Origin of the sequence: Shewanella xiamenensis (assembly GCF_024971755.1) — a bacterium.
Classification (GTDB): domain Bacteria; phylum Pseudomonadota; class Gammaproteobacteria; order Enterobacterales; family Shewanellaceae; genus Shewanella; species Shewanella xiamenensis.
The window spans coordinates 3,653,316-3,677,029 of sequence record NZ_CP079718.1; the positions used below are offsets into that span (position 1 = coordinate 3,653,316).

Sequence of the window (23,714 nt, forward strand, 5' to 3'; positions counted from 1 at the left end):
TACACTGGTTTAACACTTGCCTTAAAAACAAAAAGCGCCCATGGCGCTTTTTTTGTGTGCTGGTGTTGCAGACAGATTAAGACACCCGTCCACCGGTCACTTTATTGGCACGACCTTCATCCTTGGCCTTATCGGCACGGCGACGGCGCACATCCTTAGGATCGGCAATCAACGGGCGATAAATCTCCACTCGCTGCCCAGGTAAAATCTCTTGGTCATGCTTAATCACATTGCTAAACACCCCAAGCTTTACCGTTTCTAAATCAATCTCAGGGAAAAAACTCACCATATTGCTCTGACGCACTATGTCAATCGCGCTCGTGCCGGGCAATACGCTAACCGAAATCACCTTCTGCTGAGTCGGCAGCGCATAAATAACATCGACGACGAACTTATCTGCTTCATTTGTCACTGTAAATTACCTTAGCGCGGCTGGTAAATGCCGTCACCATTGACACCATAAGATCATTAAACACTTTACCAAAAGCCATATCGACCAATGAGCTGGAAAACTCGAAATTTAAATCGAACTCCACCTTACAGGCATCTTCAGTCAACTCGGTAAAACGCCACTGGCCGAATAAGTGTTTAAAAGGCCCATTTTCAAGTCTTAACTCGATACTCTTTCCCGGCACCACCTGATTGCGCGTAGTAAAGGTCTTACGGATCCCCGCCTTACTCACATCGACCGAGGCCACCATGGTTTTACCATCAAACTCAAGCACTTTACCGCCAACACAACCGGGTAAAAACTCTTTGTACGACTCAACATCATTGACTAAATCATACATTTGCATCGCACTAAAACGAACTAACACACTTCGAGAAATCTGCGGCATAGGGCTTGGCACTCTCAATCTAAGGAAACACGCTGTCTCAAGTGAACTCCGCGCGCCCTAATCTCTAGGGAAGCTAACAAAATTGGTTTGGATTCTACCACGATACTTAAAAAACGCACCCCTCACACATCCCTCTGATGACACAGCAAAAACCGTATAAAAAACCAGCAACAAACTAATGAGGGCTTGAAATAGCTCAAATAAACCCTTATATCCATTTCAAATTGATTCACCGTGCGTATAATGGCGCCACTATGGTAAAGAAAAACTCAAAAAAAGCCGCGCCTGCGACAATCGCACGTAATAAGCGCGCAACCTTCGAATACCGTTTCGAAGAAAAAATGGAAGCCGGCCTGTCCCTCATGGGATGGGAAGTGAAGTCTATCCGCATGGGCAAAGTGAACCTATCGGACTGCTACGTCTTCTTAAAAAATGGCGAAGCCTTTATGCACGGCTGTACCATTATTCCGCTCAATACCGCCTCCACTCATGTGGTGTGCGACCCGATTAGACTGAAGAAATTGCTCTTAAGTCGTAAAGAGTTAGACAAATTAGCCGGTCTTGTTGAGCGCCAAGGCTACTCGATTATCCCTATCTCCATGTACTGGCGTAAAGGGGCTTGGGTCAAAGTGGAAATCGGCCTAGGTAAAGGTAAAAAAGACCACGACAAGCGTGAAGATACTAAAGCGCGCGAATGGGAAGTGGAAAAAGCCCGCGTAATGAAAAAGGAAAAAACGCGCGGATAATGAACAAACGATTGAACTTGCAGCAAATGATACTAGGTTATCTTTACGCTACGAGTTACAATCAACTTTCTTGGGGGCGATTCTGGATTCGACAGGATTCACGAAACCCTGGGAGCATGCCGAGGGGCGGTTGGCCTCGTTAAAAGCCGCAAAGTTATAGTTGCAAACGACGATAACTACGCTCTAGCCGCTTAATGCCGCTAGCCATCTACCACACGCTTCGCACATGGGCAGTGGATTTGATGGTCATCTCACATCGTGCTAGCGAGGGAACCCTGTCCGGGGGTGAACCGCGAAACAGTACCGGACTCACCGTTTGGGATCCTGTCTTTCGGAGTTCAAACGGTTAAACAATAGAAAGACTAAGCATGTAGCGCCTTGGATGTAGGTTTTCTGGACGCGGGTTCAAGTCCCGCCGCCTCCACCAAATATAAGAACGAAGACGTCTCAGGACGTCTTTTTTCTTGCCTTGAATAACACAGAATCAATAACTTACGGTACATTAACGTCTAATTACGTCCAACTACAGCTTTGATTTTTGGGTACACCTGAGGGCACACGGCCTTGACTTCGAAAATACAGTGTACCCATCATGACCATTGTCACTACTCGCCTAACAGATAAAGAAATCAAAACGGCAAAACCAAGGGATAAATAATGCGACCTATTTGATCGTAACCACAAAGAAACCAAGGTTAACGATTGTTAATAATAAACATCCAATAAGCCAGCCCACATCTAAAAACCACTAAAAACCTGCCTTAGATCACTAAAAAAACAAAAGAAAATCATTCTCAAAAATCATCCAATACATTGAAAGTAATAAAATTAAAAAAATAAAACCAGAAGAAGAAACTGAAATAGTTAATTTATTGTATTAAAGTTGTTTTGATTAAACCCAAACATTCACTAAGACTAATTATATTTTGATCACACTTCAACAATCCTAGATTTCTAATATAGAGAAGAAGTTGAAATTAATTAATCACTAAAATAAATTAATTTAAAATTAATAATAACCAGATATGTGAATTAATTAATATAAAGTTATCACCAGCTAAGATTCAGTTACTCTAATAAAGATAAAACTCTTTCAATATAATAAATAAAAACTAATTTAGCTAAATAGCATTAACGCACTAAATTTATGCACTCACTCGCCAGCCATCTGACTAAAACCCTATGCCTCCACATATAGCGTGACCAAAGTCACTTATCGCAACAAGAAACATTACATCTACATCACCAAACATTAGTATCTGTGACGTTGCGTATGCAATACCGTTTATTAACATACTATAACTACATGGACCTACCTCCCTATGACTTGGACCCAAACATATACGCCACTTGGTAGCTTGTGGCTAACTGCAATAGTCGCCTTACTACCTATTGTATTTTTCTTTTTAGCTTTGACGGTGTTAAAACTCAAAGGTTATATTGCCGGAGCTTTAACTTTATTGATTGCCCTAGCGGTTGCAATAATCACTTATAAAATGCCTGTCACGATGGCAGTTGCATCTGCGATATATGGTTTTAGTTATGGTCTCTGGCCTATAGCTTGGATCATTATTACCGCGGTATTTTTATATAAAATCACCGTTAAAACAGGCCAATTCGAGATTATACGTTCCTCTGTCATTTCAGTGACAGAAGATCAACGTTTACAGATGCTATTAGTTGGTTTCTCATTTGGAGCCTTCCTTGAGGGAGCGGCGGGTTTTGGTGCTCCCGTGGCTATTACTGCGGCATTATTAGTCGGGCTTGGATTCAATCCATTGTACGCAGCAGGACTTTGCTTAATCGCGAATACAGCGCCAGTAGCCTTTGGCGCGATGGGAATTCCTATCATTGTCGCAGGTCAGGTTTCATCACTTGATCCATTCCATATTGGACAACTCGCTGGCCGTCAACTGCCAATATTATCGATAATAGTGCCATTCTGGCTTATTGCGATGATGGACGGTATTAGGGGAATTCGTCAAACATGGCCCGCTACATTAGTGGCAGGCGTTTCATTTGCAGTTACACAATTTTTTACCTCAAACTTTATCGGTCCTGAATTACCCGATATTACTTCTGCTTTAGTCAGCCTAGTTTGTTTGACATTATTTTTAAAAGTATGGCAACCAAAAGAAATTTTCACTTTTTCAGGAATGAAGCAAAGAGCTATTACGCCAAAATCTACGTTTTCTAATAGTCAGATATTTAAAGCTTGGTCTCCATTTATTATTCTTACCACGATTGTAACCCTGTGGAGTTTAAAAGATGTACAACTCGCACTAAGTTTTGCCACTATCAGTATCGAAGTGCCTTACTTGCATAATTTAGTGATAAAAACAGCCCCGATTGTGACTAAAGAAACCCCCTATGCCGCAATATATAAACTCAATATATTAAGCGCAGTAGGAACCGCCATTCTATTAGCCGCAATAATTTCAATTTTTATTCTTAAAATGTCAGTAAGTAATGCACTTAAATCATTTAAAGAAACATTAATTGAATTAAAATTCCCTATATTATCCATAGGCTTAGTATTAGCATTCGCTTTTGTAGCAAACTACTCAGGTCTATCTTCAACCTTAGCGTTAGTACTGGCAGGCACTGGAGTGGCTTTCCCATTCTTTTCACCATTCTTAGGTTGGCTAGGGGTATTTTTAACCGGTTCAGACACCTCATCAAATGCTCTTTTTGGTGCGCTGCAAGCCAACACTGCAAACCAAATTGGTGTAACACCGGAGTTATTAGTCGCCGCAAATACGACTGGTGGGGTAACAGGAAAAATGATTTCGCCACAATCTATTGCGGTTGCCTGTGCTGCTACAGGGTTAGCAGGTAAAGAATCTGATCTTTTCCGCTTTACTCTAAAGCACAGTCTATTTTTCTGTACTTTTATTGGTTTACTCACAGTGATCCAAGCATACATAATACCTTGGACACTCGTGTTTTTTACTAAGTAAACTTTTCCTATCAAAAATATCAAAATGCCGAGTGAATTATCACTCGGCATTTTTTATATTTACGATAAAAATAGTTGGCTGTGCTTATATCAATGACTTTATTTAAATGGATGATATACACTGCACATATATTTACGTTGTCATGCTAATAGCTCAAGATGCCCGAATGAGTTGCGCCTTATTTTGATTAAGGTAAGACCAAACCACACCTAGGAATACCAGATCCTTGAGAATAAAGAACTCGGTAACGGGTACACCATCAACCAACTTCCATACCGAGGGTAAGGTTAACAGGAAGCTCAGCGTCATGACAAAAGTGATGAGTGCACTCAAACTCGCCCAGTAACCAACACGTGGGCGCCAAATTCCTATCACCAGCCCTATTGCTGTGACTATCTCAACCACACCAATTAAGTTAGATACTCCCTGTTCAGATAAAATGCTATAGAGCCAGTTCATCAAAGGATGACTTGCAACGAGAGGACGAATTGCTGCCGCTTCGGTTGGCGTAAACTTAAATATGCCAATCCAGAGGAGTGTCAGTACCACACCGCCAAGAGCAAGCAAAAAACCTTTATCATATTGTTTCATAAATGCTCCTTGGCTAAGGACGCAAAGGAACTATTGGGAAATCAATTTCTGTTGCAGCCAAATGATTTCCATAGTTGGTCAGGGTGTTGACTACAACTTGGCCGAGTACTTCGAGCATTAATTCATCATCAACGCCAGCGTGACGAACATTAGCAAGTTGTTCATCGGTGAGCACTCCACGTTGATGAACTAACGCGGTCGCCAGTTGCAGCAAAGCATTATCGAGAGGAGACTCTGCATTTCCTTGACGCGCAGACTTTATCGCATCAACTGATAGGCCGGCCTTACTCGCTAACAATGTATGTGCAGATAGGCAATATTGGCACTCATTACTTTGGCCAATTGCCAACGCGAGTAATTCACGCTGAGTCGTCGTTAACCGCCCCTTACCTAGTGCGTCAGCAAAAGCCAAAAATCCATTAAATAACACTGGCGAGTGAGCTAACGTGGCATATAGGTTAGGTACCATACCAAGGTTACGCTGCATTGCCGCAAAGCTTGGTGCAACAGTTGAAGAAGGTTGAGAAACAGGTTTAATACGACTCATAGTCATGCTCCAATTTAATTGTGTAAGTTACGGTTGATAGCTTACAGCCCACAATGATACGATTTATCGCAAATAGTCCTTAATTAAACGCCTATCGTCTCAAAATGGATCCTCTCTCAATTCTATTGGCTCATACAGCGCCACGTGCTTCGATGTTTTTCGCTGGTAACTTATGCCAAACCTCGCTTAGCCAAGATTATCCTGAAGGGGGCCATCTACACTTGCTTAACGCGGGTGCGATGACGCTTTATCAGGAATTTGATGAACCACGATTGTTAACAGAACCTTGCCTAATCCTTTTTCCTCGGGGGCTTAAACACAGCATGGAACCCGTTGATGCTGAAGGATGTGATCTCGTCTGTGCGAGCGTTTCATTTGGACAAGGAAACCAATCCCCAATACAAATGGCACTCCCCAATGTATTAGTGCTACCGCTGAGTGAACAGCCAGAATTAAAACCGCTAGTCACCCTACTTTTTTCAGAGGCATTTGCGAATCAATATGGCCAAGCCCCCATTATCACTCGCTTGTTGGAGACCGTATTTATCTTATTGTTGCGTTACATCGTTGATAATGGCCACACTCAACAAGGCATATTGGCTGGATTATCTGATCCACGACTAGCGCGTGCGATTGGCGTGATGCATAAGCGTTATGAGGAAAAATGGACAGTAGCAACACTCGCGAAAGAAGCGGGCATGTCTCGCTCACGTTTTGCGGCCCATTTTCAGCTGTTGACGGGATTATCGCCACTTGAGTATCTGACTCAGTGGCGAATGATGATGGCATGCCAACAATTATTGGCTGGGGAACCTATTGCTCAGGTTGCACTGAGTGGTGGATACAGTGGCAGTGCAACCTTTGCACGCGCATTCGAACGAGAATTTGGAATGCCACCAGGACGCTGGCTTAAAGCACATCGTTAGCGCTGATGTGCATTAACTCATCCTTGAGCTAATACGTTCAGTTCACCTCAAATCCCCCAAGATGGGTTTTGGGCGATTACCGTTCTGCTATTGACCGACATCTACCCCTTTTTGATAGTGATACACGGATGAAGCTTCACCATTGAAGTAATACACTAATTGACCGTGTAATTGATTATCAACGTACTCCTCGCTTCGCTCCAAGCTGCCATCTTCGTTAAAGCTGTAACTTTTACCTTGCAAGCGGCCTTTATCATCATATTGCATCAGCCCTAATAAATGGCCATTTGCCGAAAACGCTTGCCAGCGACCAACTTCGTGGCCCGCACGGTACTGCCCGTGCCAGAGCTTAACCTGGTTATAGCTACTGTCATCAACCAGCCATTTACCTTCACGTTGACCGTTCACATACTGGCCTTGAGCCTGCAATTGTTTATCAAAGCCACGCTGTAAATACGCACCATGTAATTTTTCGTTTTGATAAAATGCTTGCAGCATTAGCGTGCCATCGGCGGCGATTTCGGTTTGTTCACCGTTAAGCTGGCCTTGTTGATTAAACTGCTCATTACGGGTCATATCAGCGTTTTTTGTCACCCACTTACCGACCTTTACACCGAAATGATATTGCCCGGTGACAAATCCACCGTCTAAGGCATTATCTTCGCGATATGCACCGTGCATTTTACCTTTGCTGTAGTTTATCCGTCGGACATAACCATTCCAGCCATCCCCAATATACAAACCGTCATGCAGTCCCTTGAGTTGTTCTTCCCGTTCAATCAACTCACCGGTTGCATTAAAACGCTGACGCAGACTCCAGTCCTTTACAGTATCACGCTGATATTGAGCGGTTAATGCTCCAGTTGCATCGAAGCGTTTTTCCGTAGTTACCTGGCCTTTGGCAAGATACTGTGTGTCAGTTTGGCTTGTTACTTTGCCTGCATCATCGTAGCTAATATTTTGAATTTCGCGGCCATCCTTATCATACAATTGTTGCGCTGCTAACCGCCCTTGTGGATCAAAACGCTGCTGTATCCCTACCTGCTTATCATGCTGATAATGTTTAATTTCCTGTAACACATCTGCCGCTTGGTACACCAACACTTCGCCATGTATTTTGCCGTTAAGATAAAACTCTTTGGTGAATAACCAACCTTCCTTCGTCCAATACAGTCGCTCACCTTCTCTTTTTCCCGCCACCATATTCACGGTTTGCTCCGGCTGCCCATTGTTATGGAAGCTTTCATAAAGCCCTTCCATACCGTTAGCGCCATAGGTTACCCGTGTTTGCAGCTGGCCATTGTCAAAATAACTTTGCGCTAATCCAGATTCCACACCATTCACATAATGTTGATGGTCGCGTAATTGACCATTGGTATGGTAACTTTTCTGCTCTCCATGTAACTGGCCATTCAGGTAGTGGTACTCTCCCGAGAGTTTTCCATCTTCCCAGTAATGCAAATGTGTTCCCTGATAACGCCCTTGTGCATCGCTACTGCCCTTGCGAGACAGTTGACCGTCGGGGTAGAAGAACTCGAAATCACCAACGATATAACTCTCCGCTAAATTGGGACTGTTAACGCGGCCCTTAAAAACCGGTTTATCCGTCTCCAGATAAAATAGCTGCACTGGCCACTCGCCATTTTGCGCTGTTGCCGCTTGCTGCTGATAATAGATGGCTTCACCCGGCACATCGCTAAGGCGCCATTGTTCGTCGAGTAAGATCCGCTCCGCAGACAAATTAAATGACATAAAGAGCACTGATAATATTAATAAAACTCTCATATTCGGCTCCTTAAGGTAATGCTGGGAAGGTGGTAATCCACTGCTTATTCACTGGATCGCCGCTGATGGTCAGATATTCTATCGCGGCAGCTCGCCCTGCCAGCACAAACCAGCGCTCCTCACGTAATACTTGCAGCAACGGGCGCTGATAAAAATCACTGCCATCACCTTGAATAGCTGGAGCTAACGCTACATTCTGCGCATTTAAAAAACGATAACGGCGCATAAAGTCGGCCACCGTTTGAGTAGTATCTAAATTGGGCAGTTGGGTGATATCAATCAGCCAACCTTGTTTAGGTTGATAGGTAAGTGCTTGCCATTGAGGAGTACCAGTGCAGGCTAAAGTGCTGGCCACACGGATACCATAAAAGTTGCGACGGATGCCATCGGCACTCGTCAGTTGATACTGTACAGACTTATCGAGCTGCTCCACTAAGCTGTTTTCAGATTTTATAGATGTCCATTGCAACGTGTGACCATCGACTTGTGGCGCATCCACCACGCTCAAACGACACACCGCGGCTTGCTCGGAGGTTAACTGTAAACCAACGCCGTATTTGGCCAGCATTTGTGGTTCGAGTAATGCGGGATCATCGGGGATTGGGGGTTGCGGTTGCTCATCGTAATGCGCATACATGTCATCACGGTAAAGCGTTGTCTCATACACTGGGGGATAGTTGGTATTTTGCGTGTAATCGTTCATCGGAATAAAACGAACATTTTTAGTCAATTCGCGACTATCCGCGGCAGTATTAACATAAATGGTGAGCGTCGGCGGCTTAGCAGGAAAGCTAAACAGGGTGGTGGATTGATATTGCTCCGATGAGACTAACGCCAACATATTCAGCTCAGCAGGGGTTAACCAATCCGGCCCTGTCGTAGTCGGGGTTTGGTACTTCAGCATAGCGCCTTCAGCCCCGTCAAATCGGCCAGTCAACCAAGATGTATTGGTCGCATCCTGCGATGTCAGCAGATAAGTGAAGGGTTTATCGGCAACGGGGATCAGCTCTAGTTGTAAATCTTGATACTGCAAGGTCACCGTTTTGCTTGGATCTGGCGTCAAGGTCAGTTTGACCAGTTTCGCCCCTTGATAATGGGCTTTAGCACGAAACTCAGCTACCTGATCAAACAGTGTCGAGGGCTCGTTCCAGCCGATAAGCAAATGTTGCTCAAGGGAACGATAAAAACCATCCTTTTCAGGATAACTGTAACCACCGACCTTAAATAGTTGTATTGGCAGCACGCGACCATCGGCACTGTGGGCGGTGATATCGGTTAAGTGAAAATCACCAGAGGCTTTTAAACCTGAAACATCATGCTGATAAGCAAGGCTTAGTTGGTCATCACTTAGGTCAAAGTAACCCGCATCAAGCGCAAATACCGCCTCTTCCGCTAAGGTTTTATTCGCATCTTCTAGCACTAATTCAGGTTGTTTTGGGTACTCTGTTGGCGGGAAATCGTAATCAAAACCCACTCGTTGCGATAGGTCACCCAGCTTTCGCTCACTGGGCACCATTATCACATTGCTGCGCATCACGCCTTTAAAGCCATAACGCTCAAATGGCGCTTCAGCGACTAAAGCCATCTGCACTAGCCAACCTCGCTCACGCTCTAGCATCAGTTGGCCGTAAATGTTGGCTTGGGCACCGTCACTTTGCACTTGAGCCAGTACATGTGTCTCTGTGACTTTTAACACGGTAAGCTTGGCATTAGCATGGCCTTGATAGGCTGGAAGCGCAACGATAGCGCCCTCTTTAGCGGGTATGCTGTTAAGAAAGACCGATGAACTAAATAGCTTTTTAAGCTCCTGCTCCAGTTCAAGCCCCCGCTCAGCCAACTGCGCTTGCCATACAGGCTTGTTGAGTGCGCTAAATGCTTTAACGCTGCCATCGTCTAAATTTAATGTAAATTCAAAACCCTGTGAAAAAATAGCGTGCATTTCAGGGGTCCGATCAGCCCGTTCGCCACTACTCACGCCACTCCCTTGACCATCACGCATTTTCATATAATCGACATGCACTTCAAACCGACTATTTGTGCCCGTATCGAGAACCTTATAACGCAATAATTGATGGGATGTGGTATTCACTGTTTCGGTACGACTATCCGTATCAACTGTAATCTTGGTGGAGCTATACACTTGATATGCACGCTCTTCACCTTTTTTAGGATTAAACTCCACATCAGCATCCCCAAAAGAGCAGGCCGATAATAGAAAACAGCTCACTACGCTAACCAAATACTTCATGGTTATTCCTTGTAACTAAATAATTAAACGCCGCATTATGCCCGTTCATGGAACATAAAGAAAATTATTAGGTTATTTTTTACTTATATAGTAGTCATTAGCATAGTATTTTTTCTATGCAGGCTTAACGGCTATTTGGCGTGTCGCTTAATACTATATCTTTCGAGGGCTGAAGAAGGAGGGAATATTAAAGAATTAGAAAAGCACCGAACTCAAAATATCACTAAATAGTGGTTTAAAGCAAAAAATACTGCCAGCGCAACAAAGTAAACATCATGTTGCAAAACTAACAACTAGGCTAAATAATTATCACCTTGCTAAATACAGTACATAACTTAGCAAGGTGATAAACTATTGATAAATTTTAGAAGTCGTAACGCATACCAAGGCTGACAATAGTATCGTCAAAATCATCATACTGCTTTACATCAAACTGACCGATTTCAGTATGTAGACGTGTTGATTTACTCAATTTATATTCAGCACCAATCGCCCATTGGGAGATTTCTGGCACCTCATCAATCAAGGTGTTTTTACTGGCATAAACACGGTTAGCGATTAATCCAGTACCGGAGTTATCAAATCCATATTGGGCCTTTAATGATAATTGGCCTAATTGATATTTGGCACTAACAATAACACCGTCACCTTCACGCTGTTGCCAATCGATTTTATCGGTATTCACCAATTTTGAATGTTGTAGCATTGTCGCAAACTGCCATTTATCCCACTTATATTGGACAACACCACGGTAAGCTTCAATATCTTCCACACCATCACTGTAGGCAACAGCAGCGTACACATCGCCCGTTTTAAAGAACTTATCACCATAGGTAACCGCTAACTGGTAATTGCCATTATCACGGCGGTTATCATTATTAGTGTAATGATTGTCCTCCAATAAATAGCTCACACCTAATTGCAACTTATTCCAATGGGCGGATTTGTATTCAAAGGAGTCCCCCCAACGCTTATCACCGGCAAATAAACGGTCATGTTTTAAGGAGTAATTGTCCATTGCATCAGACATCCCCTTAGCCATTTTAAATACCGGATCAATCCGTCCAACCGCTAAGGCACCATAAGTGCTGTGCTTCACACCAATAAATGTTGGGCGTGCTGAGAATGGTTTATCGCCACTATCTTGGCTCTCACCATTTACGCCAACCTCAATTTGGTAAAACAGTGAGGTGCTGTCGGTTAATTGGCTAGCGCCTCTAATACCGATGCGCGTAAAGTTATTTTCTAATACGGTGCCGCTTTTATTTTTATGCGTCGCACTGCCGCTATCGGAATTGGTTACCGAATAATCGATACGACCATAAAACTTATGTTCATCGGCAACGGTCTGTGTAGCACATAGCGCCAAGGTAAGCATCGAAATAGCAAATGATTTATTCATCATGTTAGGTATCCAATATTACTGAGCAGGTAAGGCATGTTCATTAATCACGCCATCGGCACGCATTTGCTTGTACAACACATCAGCGAGTCGCAGATAGTTGTCCCAGGCATCTGAACGCTTAGTAAAGCCGGTTTGAGCGTAACTACCAGTATCACCTGCCGCAGGTAAATCATTAATATTGAACAGCGAACCACCCTCTTTCAGATGCGAAGATAAGGCATCAATCATCACGTTAAATCCGATACGCGCGGGTTCAACATAATTAATCGAGTCATATTTGGATTGGCGATAAAATGCTTTCAATGAGGCGTCTTGGATATCTTTCTTCTCGTCAGCAAAGATTTCATCGTAATGGGCATGGGTAATTTTGTGGCTATTTTTATCAACCACTAACCGCAACATCGCGGTAACGCCTGTCCAGCGACCTTTTTCATCGAGCAATTTTTCGGCTTGCTGATAAAAAAGCGCATCACTCGCTCCTGCTTGAATCCGACTATGGATCTTAGCTGTCAAGGGGATCATCGATTGCTGAATGCTGTTTGAGGCGCCAGCAACAATATCAATACCTTTATATTTTAATCGGTTAGGCTCGCTGAGCTGGTTGCCTAACTTAGGATCGTAGTGAGGATTTAACTCAAAGGTAAGCTGGTCTTTTTCCATCATTAGCTTTTCCATGGTTAATGCGGATTGTACCCATGCGGTGCCTTTCTTTTTGCCCATAGAGAAATTGTATTCAGACATACGCTTAGGCACATTTTGGTAAAGGCGAGTGTAGTAATTCGGACGACCACTTTCATTAAACTCGGCCAGGATCACATCCTGAAGGTTGTTTGAATCCACTACCACCAACATGCTACCCATATGCCCTTGACGGAAACGGGCTTCTTCAAAGTAGTAATCACCTTTCACTAAGCCTAAACGCGGTTGGATAGACCATTTCAGTTTAAAATCATCATCCCCTGTTTGGCTGCGAGCACCCACGCTTTGATATTCAGGCTTACTGCCATCTACACGAGGTAAATCATTGATTGCTTTTAAAATACCATTGGATGAGTAGGTTGCGCCTGAGATGGCATCAATCCCCTCATGACCATTACGGCTCACAATCTCGGGTAGCAAACGCTCAGCATTAAGGTACAGTGACTCGGTTTCTTTATGTGACAGAGTTTTTACCTGAGTGATATTCCCCTGCTCAACCTTAACTTCAAGGGTGATGTCGCTCTTTTTACCCTTACCACTGACATGATGGACGCCATCAATATATTTCCCCTGCGGTGCAGTATTAGCACAACCTGCTAAGGCAAATGTTGCGAATGCAACCGCACTAACCAGCAAACTTTTTTTAAAATGTAATTCAGTTTTCATCATATAACGCTCTTCAACTAATGAACTTGCCGCCAGCATAGACCTCGGAAAGAATTCGACAATTGCGGATAACCGCAATATGCCAACCTCAATTCAAAATAGTTGAGTTAGCTAACACTTTGCTGATTGATTACTGTCATCAACTGAAATTCATGCTACTAATTTAATCGTCATCAAGATGGGGGATGTATGAAATATTTATTATCTTTTACTGTATTAATTTATCTCTTTTTTACGCCAACAATGGTAAATGCGACTTTTTCACCATTCGACTGCAATACCAATGCAACATTTAATTATGAGCACGGGAAAGGCAGTATGAATACGTTAAAATATTTTGGCACATCTATTACCATTGATATTTACGAAGCGGATAAAGACAAATCCTATTTAGCATTATGCCATGCACTTAATGTGGTGCAGGAATATCATTATTTAGCATCAAACTTTAGCACTTACCCTGGCTACACCAATATCCAGACTATCAATAACAATCCTGAACAATTACACCATATCGATGCAAAACTCACCGAATTATTAGCAACCAGTATTGAATGGCATGGCATTACCCAAGGCCGATTTAACGTTGCCTTAGCCCCCGTGTTAGAAGTTTGGCGAAGCTATCGAAAACGTTGCCAACAGGGCGGCACATGCGAACTACCCAGTGATATCGAGTTAGCCAACGCGGCAAAACACATTGATATAAAACAGATAAAACTCGATGTGAACAATAATACCATTCAAATGAAACCAGGAATGAAACTGGATTTAGGTGGTATAGCCAAAGGTTGGATGGTTGAAAAAGTATATGACCAATTAAGAGCCGATAATATTACTGCCTTTATGATTAATGCCGGTGGAAATATTCGCCATTTTGGCACCCACCCAGATGGCCGCCAATTTATTACAGCAATCGAAAATCCATTAATCCGCAAATATCAACTAGAACATAAAGATAATATCGAGATTAATAGCGGCAATATTTACCATGAAATCATTCAAGGTGAAGATATTACCATTGTATCCAGTGGTAATTATTTAAACTATTACACTGTAGATGGTCAAGAATATCATCACATTATTGATCCAACGACACTCTATCCGAAAAATGAAGGTATCTCAGTATCGGTTATTATGAAGAATAAACCCATTCTTGCTGATGTGATTTCAACCAGTTTGTTTTTATTACCGATGCCTGAAGCGCAAGCCTTAATAAAGCGTATTGGCGATATTGAAGCGGTATGGTTTCTGGATGAACAAGGCACCAAAATCGCCACCCCACAATTTGAACAATATCGCGCTAAACTCACCCCTTAGGCTAATGTGTGAAGCGGCTCAATATATCAGCAATCACTAATAGGCATAATATGGCCACTATTTTTGGCCATCAGCTCAGCATCGCGCAGCCTATTTTACAGCGATGCTGTAACGTCTTGTTGTCTTAACCACTAAATGAAATCGCCCAGCCAGGTTTAAATCATGTATCAATTCTTCACTCGATTAATGTTTATCCTGGCCCTTTTTATCGGCTTTAAGCTGCCAGCCATTGCCGCCGATAGCCATACAAGTGATCCGGTGCGAATAGGCATAATGGCGTTTAATGAACCCGATGAAGTCATGGCCAATTGGCAACCTACTGCTGATTGGCTGAGCCAGCAGTTGCATCGTCCGGTACAACTCACGCCATTAACGCCAACTCAATTAGATGAAGCACTCGCTAAGCAACGTATCGACTTTTTAATTGGCAATGCCCTCACCACGGTCGCATTTAAAAAAAACTATGGTACCAGTCACTTACTCACCCTAGTCCATAACCGCGTGCATTCACCAGAGCAGAGCATCGGCTCTGCCATCGTCACGCGAATTGACAACAACCTGAGCCAATGGGCACAACTTAAAGATGAAAAGTTAGTATCAAGCGACCCACAAGCCTTTGGCGGATTTCAAATTTTTGCAGCGACGATGGCAACCAAAGGCATCAATGCCTACCGCGATATTCCCCAGCTGCGCTTTATTGGTTTTCCACAGCAAAAACTATTGCAAATGCTGTTATCGGGTGAGGCTGATGTTGCGATATTACCTAGCTGCGTATTGGAAAATGCACAAGAGCGAGGACTCATTCCAGCGAATAAATTAAAAGTGGTCCTTAAGCAACCGCATCCTGATTTTGCCTGCGAAGTATCCACCCAGTTGTATCCCGGCTATGCCTTAACCAAATTAGGCCATACAGATCATAAACTTGCTACCCAAGTGGTCACCAGCCTGTTGCAAATACCCCCAGAGAGCCAAGCGGCGGTGCAAGGAAGATATCAATATTGGTCAGCCCCCGTGGACGATAGCCCGGTATTTGAACTGTTAAAACAATTAGAGCAATGGCCATTTGTCACTAACTGGCAGCGATTACTGCACAATGCCTTACCTTGGGGTGCAAGCTTCATTTTTGCTTTGTTACTCGGCTATATTCATCACTTAAGGGTTAAACGTTTAGTGGTCAAACGCACCCAAGCCCTATCTGCCGAAATAACCCATCATCAGCACACCCAAAAAATCTTACTCGAGCAACAACAACAGTTTTACCGCGCCCAACGGGTACTGCTGACTGGCGAAATGGCCTCAGGCATTGCCCACGAGCTAAAACAACCCCTGGCCGGTATTCGCTATCTCACCCAAGGCTGTTTATATCGGCTAGATAACACCCAAGCCGAACTTACTACCGCACTCAATAAGGTCATAAATCAAGTCGATAGAGCCCAAACCACGATCCATCGTCTGCGCACATTTTGCCAACAAACCAGTGATTACCAGCCCTGTGATTTACGCGCCGTGATAGAAGAAACCTTAACCTTGATGCAACCTGAATTTCAGCGGCTCAAACTCAGCCCTAAAGTCAACTTACAAACCTTACCCGTATTTGCCGATGCCAGTTTGATCCAGCAAGTGCTGGTGAATTTATTACGCAATGCCCTAGATGCCATGGAAAACAGCCCCCATAAGTCATTGATTATCGACACAGGTACCACAAGCGAAAGCGTCTATATTCATATCACTGACTCGGGTTGCGGCCTGAGTGATAACGCCCTCGAACGCTTATTCTTTCCCTTTGAAACATCCAAACCCCAAGGGCTTGGCCTAGGCATGGTTATCTGCAAACGCATTATTGAGGAACACAAAGGCAAAATTGAAGCACAACATGCCGCGCCGGGGTTAACGGTAAAAGTCACCCTACCACTCAACCAGCCATCAGCTTAAGAGAGCTCAAATGACACCACTTTACCTTGTAGATGATGATCAAGATGTACTGGATTCGTTAAGCTGGATGCTTGAAGGAATGGGGCTTAACTGCAAAGGCTTTAACGCTGCGGATACGTTTTTAAAAAGTGTTGATATCAAGCAACCCGCCGTACTTTTGCTCGACATCAAAATGCCAGGTATGGATGGCGTGGCACTGCTAAGCCATTTAAATCAAGCGCAAAGTGTAATCAGCATCATCATGCTCACCGGTCACGGCACCATTGCCATGGCCGTAGACTGCATCCAACAGGGCGCACTCAATTTTCTTGAAAAACCGGTTGATGGTGAGAAGCTATTTCAGCTTTTAACCCAAGCCCAGCAACATACTGAGCAAAAATGGCATCAACAAAATTTGCAATCAGACATTGCCAATCGACTCGCCACCCTCAGCCAGCGTGAAACGCAGGTAATGGAGGGTATTCTGGCAGGGAAAATGAACAAAGTCATTGCGGCGGAGCTGGATATCGCGCAGCGAACCATTGAGTTACACAGGCAAAAAGTCATGCAAAAAATGCAGGTGAGTAACGCCGCCGAGCTTGCTTGGTTACTGGCAAATCATAAACAGTAACACATCAAGCCCATGATTTAATAAACCTAATCTTTAGTAGTAGTGAGACAAAACTCGCTCACTGCGAGTGAAATAAAACCCGAATTGCAGGACGCCCTAACCACACTGACGAGTACAGGGAGATAATGCCTTGGTGTCGGTATTTGATAGCGCACTACAGGCCGCGCAGGTCATATGGTCACGATAATGTTGGTCAAAAAACTTGATGGTTCTGGCCTCTAACGAATCAAACAGCGCAAAGGTTAAAGGCGTTTTCCAATCGTATCGCGCCATCAGGTTTGCCAAATGTCGATAACAGGTTTCACGGCGATCAGATAAAAACTCAGGCGCAATCAATTGACTTTCAAATTGTGTCAGAGCTCCCGTTAGATAAAAGGTAATTCCTTGAACTAATTCTTTTATTTGTAATGGAGTGGCGACTAATTCACCATTCTCAACCGCTAAATGTAATGAGTCTGTAAACCAACTCCAAAAAGCATTAATACGTTTTTTAAAACGTTCAACTTTTTCATCACTCGCCAATTTCCAAACCATGGTATTTACCGACACCGAACGCAGCGTAAAAAAGCTACTACTGCGCTTAATGGTTTCAAAAGTAAATAATATCGGTAAAAGCACTTTCTCTTGTGCAGTTAACTCTGGATTCTTATGGATAAATATCGGTAAGTGATTTGATGTTGCACTTCTTAAAAATAAACAAACCAACACATCTTCTTTACGTTCAAAAAACTTATATAAAGTACCTGTAGAACATCCAACCTCGTGTGCCAGCTGTGAAAACTTAAATGATACAATACCTTGTGATTCAATCAGCCTTTCAGCCGCATCCAATATTTGATTACAACGTAAAATAGAGAGTGAATCAGATGGACATTTCATTCATTTATTCCAACATACGTAAAAAGTACATTATGTGTTGCTAACAAATAATATTTATAGACAGTAAAGAGTTAATCGGGATAAAGGTCACATCCAAACCTCTTAAATACCAACCTTTGTGAGTTACCTCAAACTTACATTTTATCAACAGCATACTTTCATAGATTAAATTATCTTCATCTCGTTCGTTATTAAAGCAATCTACTTCAAAGAAAAGATATTCACGAGATAACTCACGAATAAAATTGTCACTGAAAAAAAGTCGTGACTCACTTCTCCTTAGGCGCGGTTCATAACCTCTATCTTGCTGATAACTGACATAGAGGGTTAACAAAAAATGCATGATAGAAGAAGTTTTTTAAAGCTAGGTGCAGGCGCAGCGGTCGGTGGTATCGCAGCGGCACTACCAAGTGCAGCATCAGCCACTGAATGCGCCTCAAACATTAAATGGGATGAAACTCGCGATGTGATTGTCGTGGGTTCAGGTTTTGCGGGTCTGTCATCCGCACTAAATGCTAAGCGTCAAGGTCTAGGCTCGATACTGGTATTAGAAAAAATGCAGGTGATCGGGGGCAACTCTGCGATCAACGGTGGCTGGTTAGCTATCCCTAAAAACCCAATTCAATTAGCTCAAGGGATCAACGATGACTCACCCGAAGAGCTAGTGAAGGATCAAATCATTTCTGGCCGCGGTATGCAAAATACCGACATGCTGCGACAAATTGCCAATCGCGCCCTCGATGCCTACCAATTGTGTATCGACACTGGTGTCAAATTCCGCGAAGGCTTTAACCAACAAGTGGGTGGCCACAATAAAGCACGTGCTATCCGCACTCAGCACGGTGTCGGTGGCGATATCACCACTAAACTGTACGAAGCAGGTAAAAAAGAAGGCGTTGAATACCGTCTACAACACTATGTTGAAGACTTCATCATGGATGGCCAAGAGATTGTTGGCTTGAAAGTGCGTCAAAATTATCGCTTTCCGGATCTCAAAACCGGTAAAACGATCTACATCAAAGCCAATAAGGCCGTTATCCTTGCCCACGGTGGTTTCTCACGTAACTTAGCACTACGTGAGCTGGTCGACCCTGCATTAGATAAAACCTTAGATTGTACCAATGCCCTCGGCGCAACAGGCGAAGTCACGCTAACAGCCATGGCACACGGTGCTTTCCCGGTTCATATGAGCTTTATTCAAACAGGTCACTGGGGCTCGCCCGATGAAGGCGGCTTTGGCTGGTCAAATGCTCTGCTCTCGATTGGTTTCCATAAAGGAATTTCAGTCAATGTGTTAGACGGTAAGCGTTTTATGAATGAACGCGCCGATAGAAAAACCTGCTCCGATGCCATTATGAAAAACCGTCATCCAGATGGCTCACCCGCCTATCCCGTGGTGTTTTTTAACCATGACGATCATGTTGGTGCAGAAGAAGTGACCCGCGCAGTGCGTGACCAAATCGCTTGGAAAGTCGATAGCCTTGAGCAATTAGCTAAGCAATTCAATATTCCAGTTGCACAGCTCAAACAAACCGTTGCCGAGTACAACAAACAAGTGCCCCAGCGCATTGACCCTTTATTTGGCCGCATGATGGATACGGCAGTTGAGCTTAAAGCGCCGTTTATTGTGTCGCGTATTTGGCCAAAAGTGCACTACTGCATGGGCGGCTTAAAAACCGATTTAGGTGCGCGAGTCATACACAGCCAGTCACTGACCTCCATCAAAAAGCTCTATGCCGTCGGCGAAGCGACAGGCGGAACTCACGGTGGAACCCGTTTAAGTTCAACAGCTTGTCTAGAGTGCTTAACGATGGGAATTATCGTTGCTGAAACCATCAAATCTGACATGCAGGCCTAAATCATGATGAAAACATTACTACTCACACTCGTTGTTGCAACTCTGTTCACTGGCGCAGCCAATGCAGGAGACCTCGTCAAGATGAAAGGCAGCACCCAAGGCAGAACCAACCACGAATTTATCTACCAAGATGGTTGTAAAGGGTGTCACCAAGGTTCGGGTAAACAAAATGCCACCGATGCGGCCTGCGTTGAATGTCATGGCGAAATTACCAGTATTGCGGTGGATGAGTCCAAGCTTGCCATCCCTGAAGCCCATCCACACAAATCACTGCACTACAACCAAGGTGCCAGCTGCTTAGCCTGTCACAGCGAGCATGAGAAAAAGGCGCCAGTGTGCGCTGAATGCCACCGAACTTGGTTCAAAGAAATGTAATTTAATTTTTATAATACAAAAACTTAAGAAAGGTAATGATGATGAAAAAATCCACCCGGTTTATGTTGTCCATGGTGGCAACCGCTATCGCACTATCTCAAACTAACGCCTTTGCCGCAGAGCAAGAAGATGGCATCAATGTTGGCGGCGCCGTGCGCGTTAACTATGGCTATCGCGATTATGATGAAAAATCGAAGGATAAAGGCGGCGACTTTAACTTCGACATGGCCGCGATTAAATTTGATGGTAAAAAAGGCGATTTCGGTTTAGCGGCGGAATACCGTTTTACCTCAGGCACTAACTACATCAAGTATGGTTATGGCTACTACAACATTGATCCAGACTGGCAACTGCAATTTGGTATCAACAAAGTGCCCTTTGGTAACCGCGAGTTTATCTCTAACAGTTGGTGGTTTGGTCTGCCTTACTATTTAGGCTTTGAAGATGACCATGACATCGGCTTAAAAGCGACCTATGAGAAAAACGGCTGGCACACGGATTTAGCGTTTTATAAAAATGCCGAATACGGCCCAACCGAAAACAAGCGTTATTCAACTGACTTGTATACCGGCACCATCAATGGCACTGAATACAACAACGAAGAAACCAACCAACTCAACGTGCGCCAAACCTACACCGCCGAATACGAAGGTGGCGCAACCACTTTTGGTGGCTCAGTACAGGTCGGCCAAATCTACAACAGCAAAACCGGTAATAATGGCGACCGCTATGCCGTCGCACTGCATGTAGACAGCAGCTACAACGGCTGGAACCTACAAATGCAAGCCATGCAGTATGAATACAATGCTGCAGATGCTATCGACGACAACAAAATTGGCGTATCGGTGGTGAGCTGGCAGTACGAAATCGCCTCAAAAGGCCAAGCCTATAACATCAACATTGCCAAAACGGTTAACACAGATTGGGGCAGCATTAAGTTTTATAACGACTTTGGTTTAATGACGCCTGATGTTGATGACGATAGCTACGACAACAGCATGCAAAACGTCACCGGTATGGCGATTTCTGCTGGCCCAACTTACACCATGATTGACTTTGTCATGGGTAAAAACATGACCTTCTCGACCGCCAATAACGACCACGTTGGCCTACCAGAAGTCGGTAACGATTGGGATAAACGTATCAACATCAACTTTGGTTACTACTTCTAATATTTGCGCAGTTTAGGACGTCCCTCCTCCCTGCCGTTTTAGACTGCTATACCTTTTTTTGCCCTATTCGTTAGGGCTTTTTTATGTTTTTTTCTTATAGAGTGAACGATGAAACTACAATATTTACCTACACTTGCTGTTTATTTTATCTGTTCATCCTCACTATATGCCGCCGATGTGCAATTAGGCGGCTTTATTAAGGCCAACACTCGCTTTGTTGAAGGAAATCTAGCCTTTCAAGACAGTTGGACAGGTGGAGGCAAGGTTGTCGAGCACAGCAAACGCACCCAATTTGGCGCCCAAGAAAGCCGCTTTAATTTGACACTTAACACCGATGAGGCCAAAGCCTTTGCCGAAATCGATTTTGTTGGCTCCAGCCAAGGAAATCCGATTATCTCTAACTCCTACAGTCCACGGCTTAGGCATGCCTATATCAGTTATCAAGGCATCACCGCCGGGCAAACCTGGTCAACCTTAGTCAATACCAGTACCTTTGCCGAAACAGCCGATTTAGGTGGGCCATTAGTTGGACAAGCCATGGTAAGACAAGCACTTATCCGCTATAGCACCGAACAATGGCAATTCGCCCTCGAAAATCCCTACACCTACGGCACCCAAGCCCAAACGGATGGACTAACCAGCGTTACAGCAGCCAAACCAAACTGGATTGATACCAGCCATGACTACATCCCAGATATGATTGCCCGCTACAACCAATCCGGCGAGTGGGGCAATGTGTCTATCTCAGGCTTAGTGCGTTATTTAGATCCAGCGGGCACATCGAAATGGGCTGGCGGGCTCTCCCTTGCTGCCAAACTCTTTACCTTTGGCCAAGATGATCTGCGCCTACAATTGCACTACGGCCACCTAGGTCGTTATGTCGGCACCGACGCTGCGCGCGATATTATTGAAGGAGAATTAGAAACCTCGACATCAGCCATGTTTGCCTACAGGCACTTTTGGACTGACTACACCCGCTCGACACTCTTTTTTGGTCATACTCGCACAGAGAGAGAACAAACGGATCGCAGCCACGTTGGTGTGAATTTGTTTACCAATTTAACCCAAGCACTCACCCTAGGTATTGAAGTGGGCCGCTATCAAATTGAAGATAACAACAGCTCAGCCCATCCCTATGCGCAGCAGGGAATGGCCAACTATGCCCAGCTCAGCATGCAATTGCAGCTGTAAAGCGGCTCGGACGGTAAGATTATTCGCGAGTAGAGTCACGAATAAGTTTGCCACTCAAAATATGCCGTGATCCAATTCACCTTTACCATCAACTAATCACTTTATTGTTAGTCACGTAACAACATAACCAACACAATATCGCCACTAAGCGATGTAAAAATAGGATTGGAATGATGAAATTAAAAATGCTTTTTGGATTAGCCGCACTAACATCTACAGCGGTTATGGCTCAAGGCCCACAATGTAACCATGCGCAACTGCCCTATCAACAAATGACACCAGTGCCGTACGACAGCACACCCTATGTGCCGCAAAACACCATGCCAGAGCAGTGCAGTAACCCAGAAATCGAGGCCTACATTGCCGATTGGGAAGCAGGCAAAATCGACTTTAACACCATCAAACCCAATGACAGCATTGCTGCAGACCAACGTTTTTGTAAAACCTTGGATGACCACGGTAACGTACTCGAAGCCAAAAACTGCGATCCTAAAAACTCACCAGTGGGTTATATCTGGAAAGAACTCTCAGACAGCCCAATGGTTATCGGTATCACCAATGGTTTGAAATCAGACCATGAGCCACATTTCCACGGTCAACCAGAGTGTTACTACGTGGTCAACGGCACCAGTAAAACACTGGCGAACAATAAATTTGAGACCTTAGCAAAAGGTCAGTACTTCTATATTCCTGGTGCCCATATTCACAACACCCCAATCCTCAATAAAGAAGGTTTAGGTGTATTTTACTGGTATCCAAACAACGCCCACTTTGATGGATTTAAATACTACTGGCGTAAAGATGTGAAAAACCTACGCGTGGCCGAAGAAGCCTTCGACCGTGTAGATGCCATCCGCAAACGCGACTTAGATTTAGGCCCATACGGCACCAACGAAGCCTTCTTCAAAAAATGATTTAAAAATTAGTCAAAAATGATTTAAAAAACTGAAGTAAAACGCTTCAAAAAA

At 44.0% G+C, this 23,714-nt stretch carries 20 protein-coding genes and 1 other RNA gene; 12 read left to right on the forward strand and 9 right to left on the reverse strand.

Features of this window, described 5'->3' with window-relative positions; all coding sequences use genetic code 11:
- Positions 1–76: 76 nt before the first annotated feature.
- A complete protein-coding gene (locus KXJ80_RS17185) occupies positions 77–412 on the reverse strand; it encodes an RnfH family protein (protein WP_037425533.1) in 336 nt (111 codons plus the stop codon).
- Complete coding sequence (locus tag KXJ80_RS17190) at positions 402–839, reverse strand: type II toxin-antitoxin system RatA family toxin (RefSeq protein WP_011623526.1); 438 nt, start codon at positions 837–839, stop codon at positions 402–404. Before KXJ80_RS17190 ends, KXJ80_RS17185 begins: the two co-directional genes overlap by 11 nt.
- 254 nt (positions 840–1,093) lie before the next feature.
- Here KXJ80_RS17190 and smpB point away from each other — a divergent pair, with 254 nt between their 5' ends.
- From smpB to KXJ80_RS17205, 3 genes are all read left to right on the forward strand, one after another.
- Positions 1,094–1,585: an SsrA-binding protein SmpB gene (gene smpB, locus KXJ80_RS17195; RefSeq protein ID WP_011071661.1), complete on the forward strand. Its 492-nt coding sequence runs from the start codon at positions 1,094–1,096 to the stop codon at positions 1,583–1,585.
- A 72-nt stretch (positions 1,586–1,657) separates the two neighbouring features.
- Positions 1,658–2,012, forward strand: a transfer-messenger RNA (tmRNA) gene (gene ssrA / locus KXJ80_RS17200).
- An 895-nt stretch (positions 2,013–2,907) separates the two neighbouring features.
- On the forward strand, positions 2,908–4,545 hold the full coding sequence (locus tag KXJ80_RS17205) for a lactate permease LctP family transporter (RefSeq protein ID WP_218738191.1): 1,638 nt from the start codon (positions 2,908–2,910) through the stop codon (positions 4,543–4,545).
- A gap of 153 nt (positions 4,546–4,698) precedes the next feature.
- Here the strand turns inward: KXJ80_RS17205 and KXJ80_RS17210 are convergent, their stop codons facing one another.
- Both KXJ80_RS17210 and KXJ80_RS17215 read right to left on the reverse strand, forming a co-directional pair.
- Entirely contained in the window at positions 4,699–5,136 is a 438-nt protein-coding gene (locus KXJ80_RS17210; protein WP_037425515.1) for a DUF417 family protein, read from the reverse strand.
- Between the two features lie 13 nt (positions 5,137–5,149).
- The gene (locus KXJ80_RS17215; RefSeq protein WP_037415794.1) at positions 5,150–5,683 is read right to left on the reverse strand and encodes a carboxymuconolactone decarboxylase family protein; all 534 of its coding nucleotides are present in this window, start codon (positions 5,681–5,683) and stop codon (positions 5,150–5,152) included.
- Between the two features lie 104 nt (positions 5,684–5,787).
- Here KXJ80_RS17215 and KXJ80_RS17220 point away from each other — a divergent pair, with 104 nt between their 5' ends.
- Positions 5,788–6,609, forward strand: coding sequence for an AraC family transcriptional regulator (locus KXJ80_RS17220; RefSeq protein WP_037415791.1), 822 nt, complete (start codon positions 5,788–5,790; stop codon positions 6,607–6,609).
- Between the two features lie 87 nt (positions 6,610–6,696).
- On the opposite strand, the gene KXJ80_RS17225 is transcribed toward KXJ80_RS17220, so the two are convergent.
- The 4 genes from KXJ80_RS17225 to KXJ80_RS17240 form a co-directional block, all read right to left on the reverse strand.
- Positions 6,697–8,394, reverse strand: coding sequence for a toxin-antitoxin system YwqK family antitoxin (locus KXJ80_RS17225; protein WP_218738190.1), 1,698 nt, complete (start codon positions 8,392–8,394; stop codon positions 6,697–6,699).
- Between the two features lie 10 nt (positions 8,395–8,404).
- Positions 8,405–10,642 carry a hypothetical protein gene (locus tag KXJ80_RS17230; RefSeq protein WP_218738189.1) on the reverse strand — a complete coding sequence of 746 codons (2,238 nt, stop codon included), beginning with the start codon at positions 10,640–10,642 and terminating at the stop codon, positions 8,405–8,407.
- Positions 10,643–11,006: 364 nt separating this feature from the next.
- Positions 11,007–12,047 (reverse strand): porin, encoded by a 1,041-nt coding sequence (locus KXJ80_RS17235; RefSeq protein WP_306299135.1) that lies wholly within the window; start codon positions 12,045–12,047, stop codon positions 11,007–11,009.
- A 15-nt stretch (positions 12,048–12,062) separates the two neighbouring features.
- On the reverse strand, positions 12,063–13,415 hold the full coding sequence (locus KXJ80_RS17240) for an FMN-binding protein (protein ID WP_080612436.1): 1,353 nt from the start codon (positions 13,413–13,415) through the stop codon (positions 12,063–12,065).
- 315 nt (positions 13,416–13,730) lie between these two features.
- On the opposite strand from KXJ80_RS17240, the gene KXJ80_RS17245 reads away from it, so the two are divergent.
- From KXJ80_RS17245 to KXJ80_RS17255, 3 genes are all read left to right on the forward strand, one after another.
- Positions 13,731–14,729 carry an FAD:protein FMN transferase gene (locus KXJ80_RS17245; protein WP_226770072.1) on the forward strand — a complete coding sequence of 333 codons (999 nt, stop codon included), beginning with the start codon at positions 13,731–13,733 and terminating at the stop codon, positions 14,727–14,729.
- A gap of 162 nt (positions 14,730–14,891) precedes the next feature.
- Positions 14,892–16,661, forward strand: a complete 1,770-nt coding sequence (locus KXJ80_RS17250; RefSeq protein WP_099457721.1) for a sensor histidine kinase — start codon at positions 14,892–14,894, stop codon at positions 16,659–16,661.
- Between the two features lie 10 nt (positions 16,662–16,671).
- Complete coding sequence (locus KXJ80_RS17255) at positions 16,672–17,271, forward strand: response regulator transcription factor (protein WP_218738187.1); 600 nt, start codon at positions 16,672–16,674, stop codon at positions 17,269–17,271.
- Between the two features lie 96 nt (positions 17,272–17,367).
- Here KXJ80_RS17255 and KXJ80_RS17260 read toward each other — a convergent pair whose 3' ends face one another.
- Positions 17,368–18,150, reverse strand: a complete 783-nt coding sequence (locus tag KXJ80_RS17260) for a TetR/AcrR family transcriptional regulator (protein ID WP_037425496.1) — start codon at positions 18,148–18,150, stop codon at positions 17,368–17,370.
- Between the two features lie 337 nt (positions 18,151–18,487).
- On the opposite strand from KXJ80_RS17260, the gene KXJ80_RS17265 reads away from it, so the two are divergent.
- From KXJ80_RS17265 to KXJ80_RS17285, 5 genes are all read left to right on the forward strand, one after another.
- On the forward strand, positions 18,488–20,008 hold the full coding sequence (locus KXJ80_RS17265; RefSeq protein ID WP_037425490.1) for a flavocytochrome c: 1,521 nt from the start codon (positions 18,488–18,490) through the stop codon (positions 20,006–20,008).
- A 3-nt stretch (positions 20,009–20,011) separates the two neighbouring features.
- Positions 20,012–20,383, forward strand: coding sequence for a cytochrome c3 family protein (locus tag KXJ80_RS17270; protein WP_086023967.1), 372 nt, complete (start codon positions 20,012–20,014; stop codon positions 20,381–20,383).
- Positions 20,384–20,421: 38 nt separating this feature from the next.
- Positions 20,422–21,555: a membrane protein gene (locus tag KXJ80_RS17275; protein ID WP_037425559.1), complete on the forward strand. Its 1,134-nt coding sequence runs from the start codon at positions 20,422–20,424 to the stop codon at positions 21,553–21,555.
- 108 nt (positions 21,556–21,663) lie between these two features.
- Complete coding sequence (locus tag KXJ80_RS17280; protein ID WP_218738185.1) at positions 21,664–22,746, forward strand: hypothetical protein; 1,083 nt, start codon at positions 21,664–21,666, stop codon at positions 22,744–22,746.
- Positions 22,747–22,916: 170 nt separating this feature from the next.
- Positions 22,917–23,660 (forward strand): cupin domain-containing protein, encoded by a 744-nt coding sequence (locus KXJ80_RS17285; protein WP_037425485.1) that lies wholly within the window; start codon positions 22,917–22,919, stop codon positions 23,658–23,660.
- The last annotated feature ends 54 nt before the right edge of the window (positions 23,661–23,714 follow it).

What these genes read in the sequence shown, in the direction of transcription:
- KXJ80_RS17245 (WP_226770072.1), top strand. Translation starts at nt 13,731, where the DNA reads ATGAATACGTTAAAATATTTTGGCACATCTATTACCATTGATATTTAC.
- KXJ80_RS17220 (WP_037415791.1), top strand. Translation starts at nt 5,788, where the DNA reads ATGGATCCTCTCTCAATTCTATTGGCTCATACAGCGCCACGTGCTTCG.
- KXJ80_RS17210 (WP_037425515.1), bottom strand. Translation starts at nt 5,136, where the DNA reads ATGAAACAATATGATAAAGGTTTTTTGCTTGCTCTTGGCGGTGTGGTA.
- KXJ80_RS17260 (WP_037425496.1), bottom strand. Translation starts at nt 18,150, where the DNA reads ATGAAATGTCCATCTGATTCACTCTCTATTTTACGTTGTAATCAAATA.
- KXJ80_RS17225 (WP_218738190.1), bottom strand. Translation starts at nt 8,394, where the DNA reads ATGAGAGTTTTATTAATATTATCAGTGCTCTTTATGTCATTTAATTTG.
- KXJ80_RS17255 (WP_218738187.1), top strand. Translation starts at nt 16,672, where the DNA reads ATGACACCACTTTACCTTGTAGATGATGATCAAGATGTACTGGATTCG.
- KXJ80_RS17215 (WP_037415794.1), bottom strand. Translation starts at nt 5,683, where the DNA reads ATGAGTCGTATTAAACCTGTTTCTCAACCTTCTTCAACTGTTGCACCA.
- KXJ80_RS17240 (WP_080612436.1), bottom strand. Translation starts at nt 13,415, where the DNA reads ATGATGAAAACTGAATTACATTTTAAAAAAAGTTTGCTGGTTAGTGCG.
- KXJ80_RS17190 (WP_011623526.1), bottom strand. Translation starts at nt 839, where the DNA reads ATGCCGCAGATTTCTCGAAGTGTGTTAGTTCGTTTTAGTGCGATGCAA.
- KXJ80_RS17280 (WP_218738185.1), top strand. Translation starts at nt 21,664, where the DNA reads ATGAAACTACAATATTTACCTACACTTGCTGTTTATTTTATCTGTTCA.
- KXJ80_RS17285 (WP_037425485.1), top strand. Translation starts at nt 22,917, where the DNA reads ATGATGAAATTAAAAATGCTTTTTGGATTAGCCGCACTAACATCTACA.
- smpB (WP_011071661.1), top strand. Translation starts at nt 1,094, where the DNA reads ATGGTAAAGAAAAACTCAAAAAAAGCCGCGCCTGCGACAATCGCACGT.
- KXJ80_RS17275 (WP_037425559.1), top strand. Translation starts at nt 20,422, where the DNA reads ATGATGAAAAAATCCACCCGGTTTATGTTGTCCATGGTGGCAACCGCT.
- KXJ80_RS17270 (WP_086023967.1), top strand. Translation starts at nt 20,012, where the DNA reads ATGATGAAAACATTACTACTCACACTCGTTGTTGCAACTCTGTTCACT.
- KXJ80_RS17235 (WP_306299135.1), bottom strand. Translation starts at nt 12,047, where the DNA reads ATGATGAATAAATCATTTGCTATTTCGATGCTTACCTTGGCGCTATGT.
- KXJ80_RS17205 (WP_218738191.1), top strand. Translation starts at nt 2,908, where the DNA reads ATGACTTGGACCCAAACATATACGCCACTTGGTAGCTTGTGGCTAACT.
- KXJ80_RS17250 (WP_099457721.1), top strand. Translation starts at nt 14,892, where the DNA reads ATGTATCAATTCTTCACTCGATTAATGTTTATCCTGGCCCTTTTTATC.
- KXJ80_RS17230 (WP_218738189.1), bottom strand. Translation starts at nt 10,642, where the DNA reads ATGAAGTATTTGGTTAGCGTAGTGAGCTGTTTTCTATTATCGGCCTGC.
- KXJ80_RS17265 (WP_037425490.1), top strand. Translation starts at nt 18,488, where the DNA reads ATGCATGATAGAAGAAGTTTTTTAAAGCTAGGTGCAGGCGCAGCGGTC.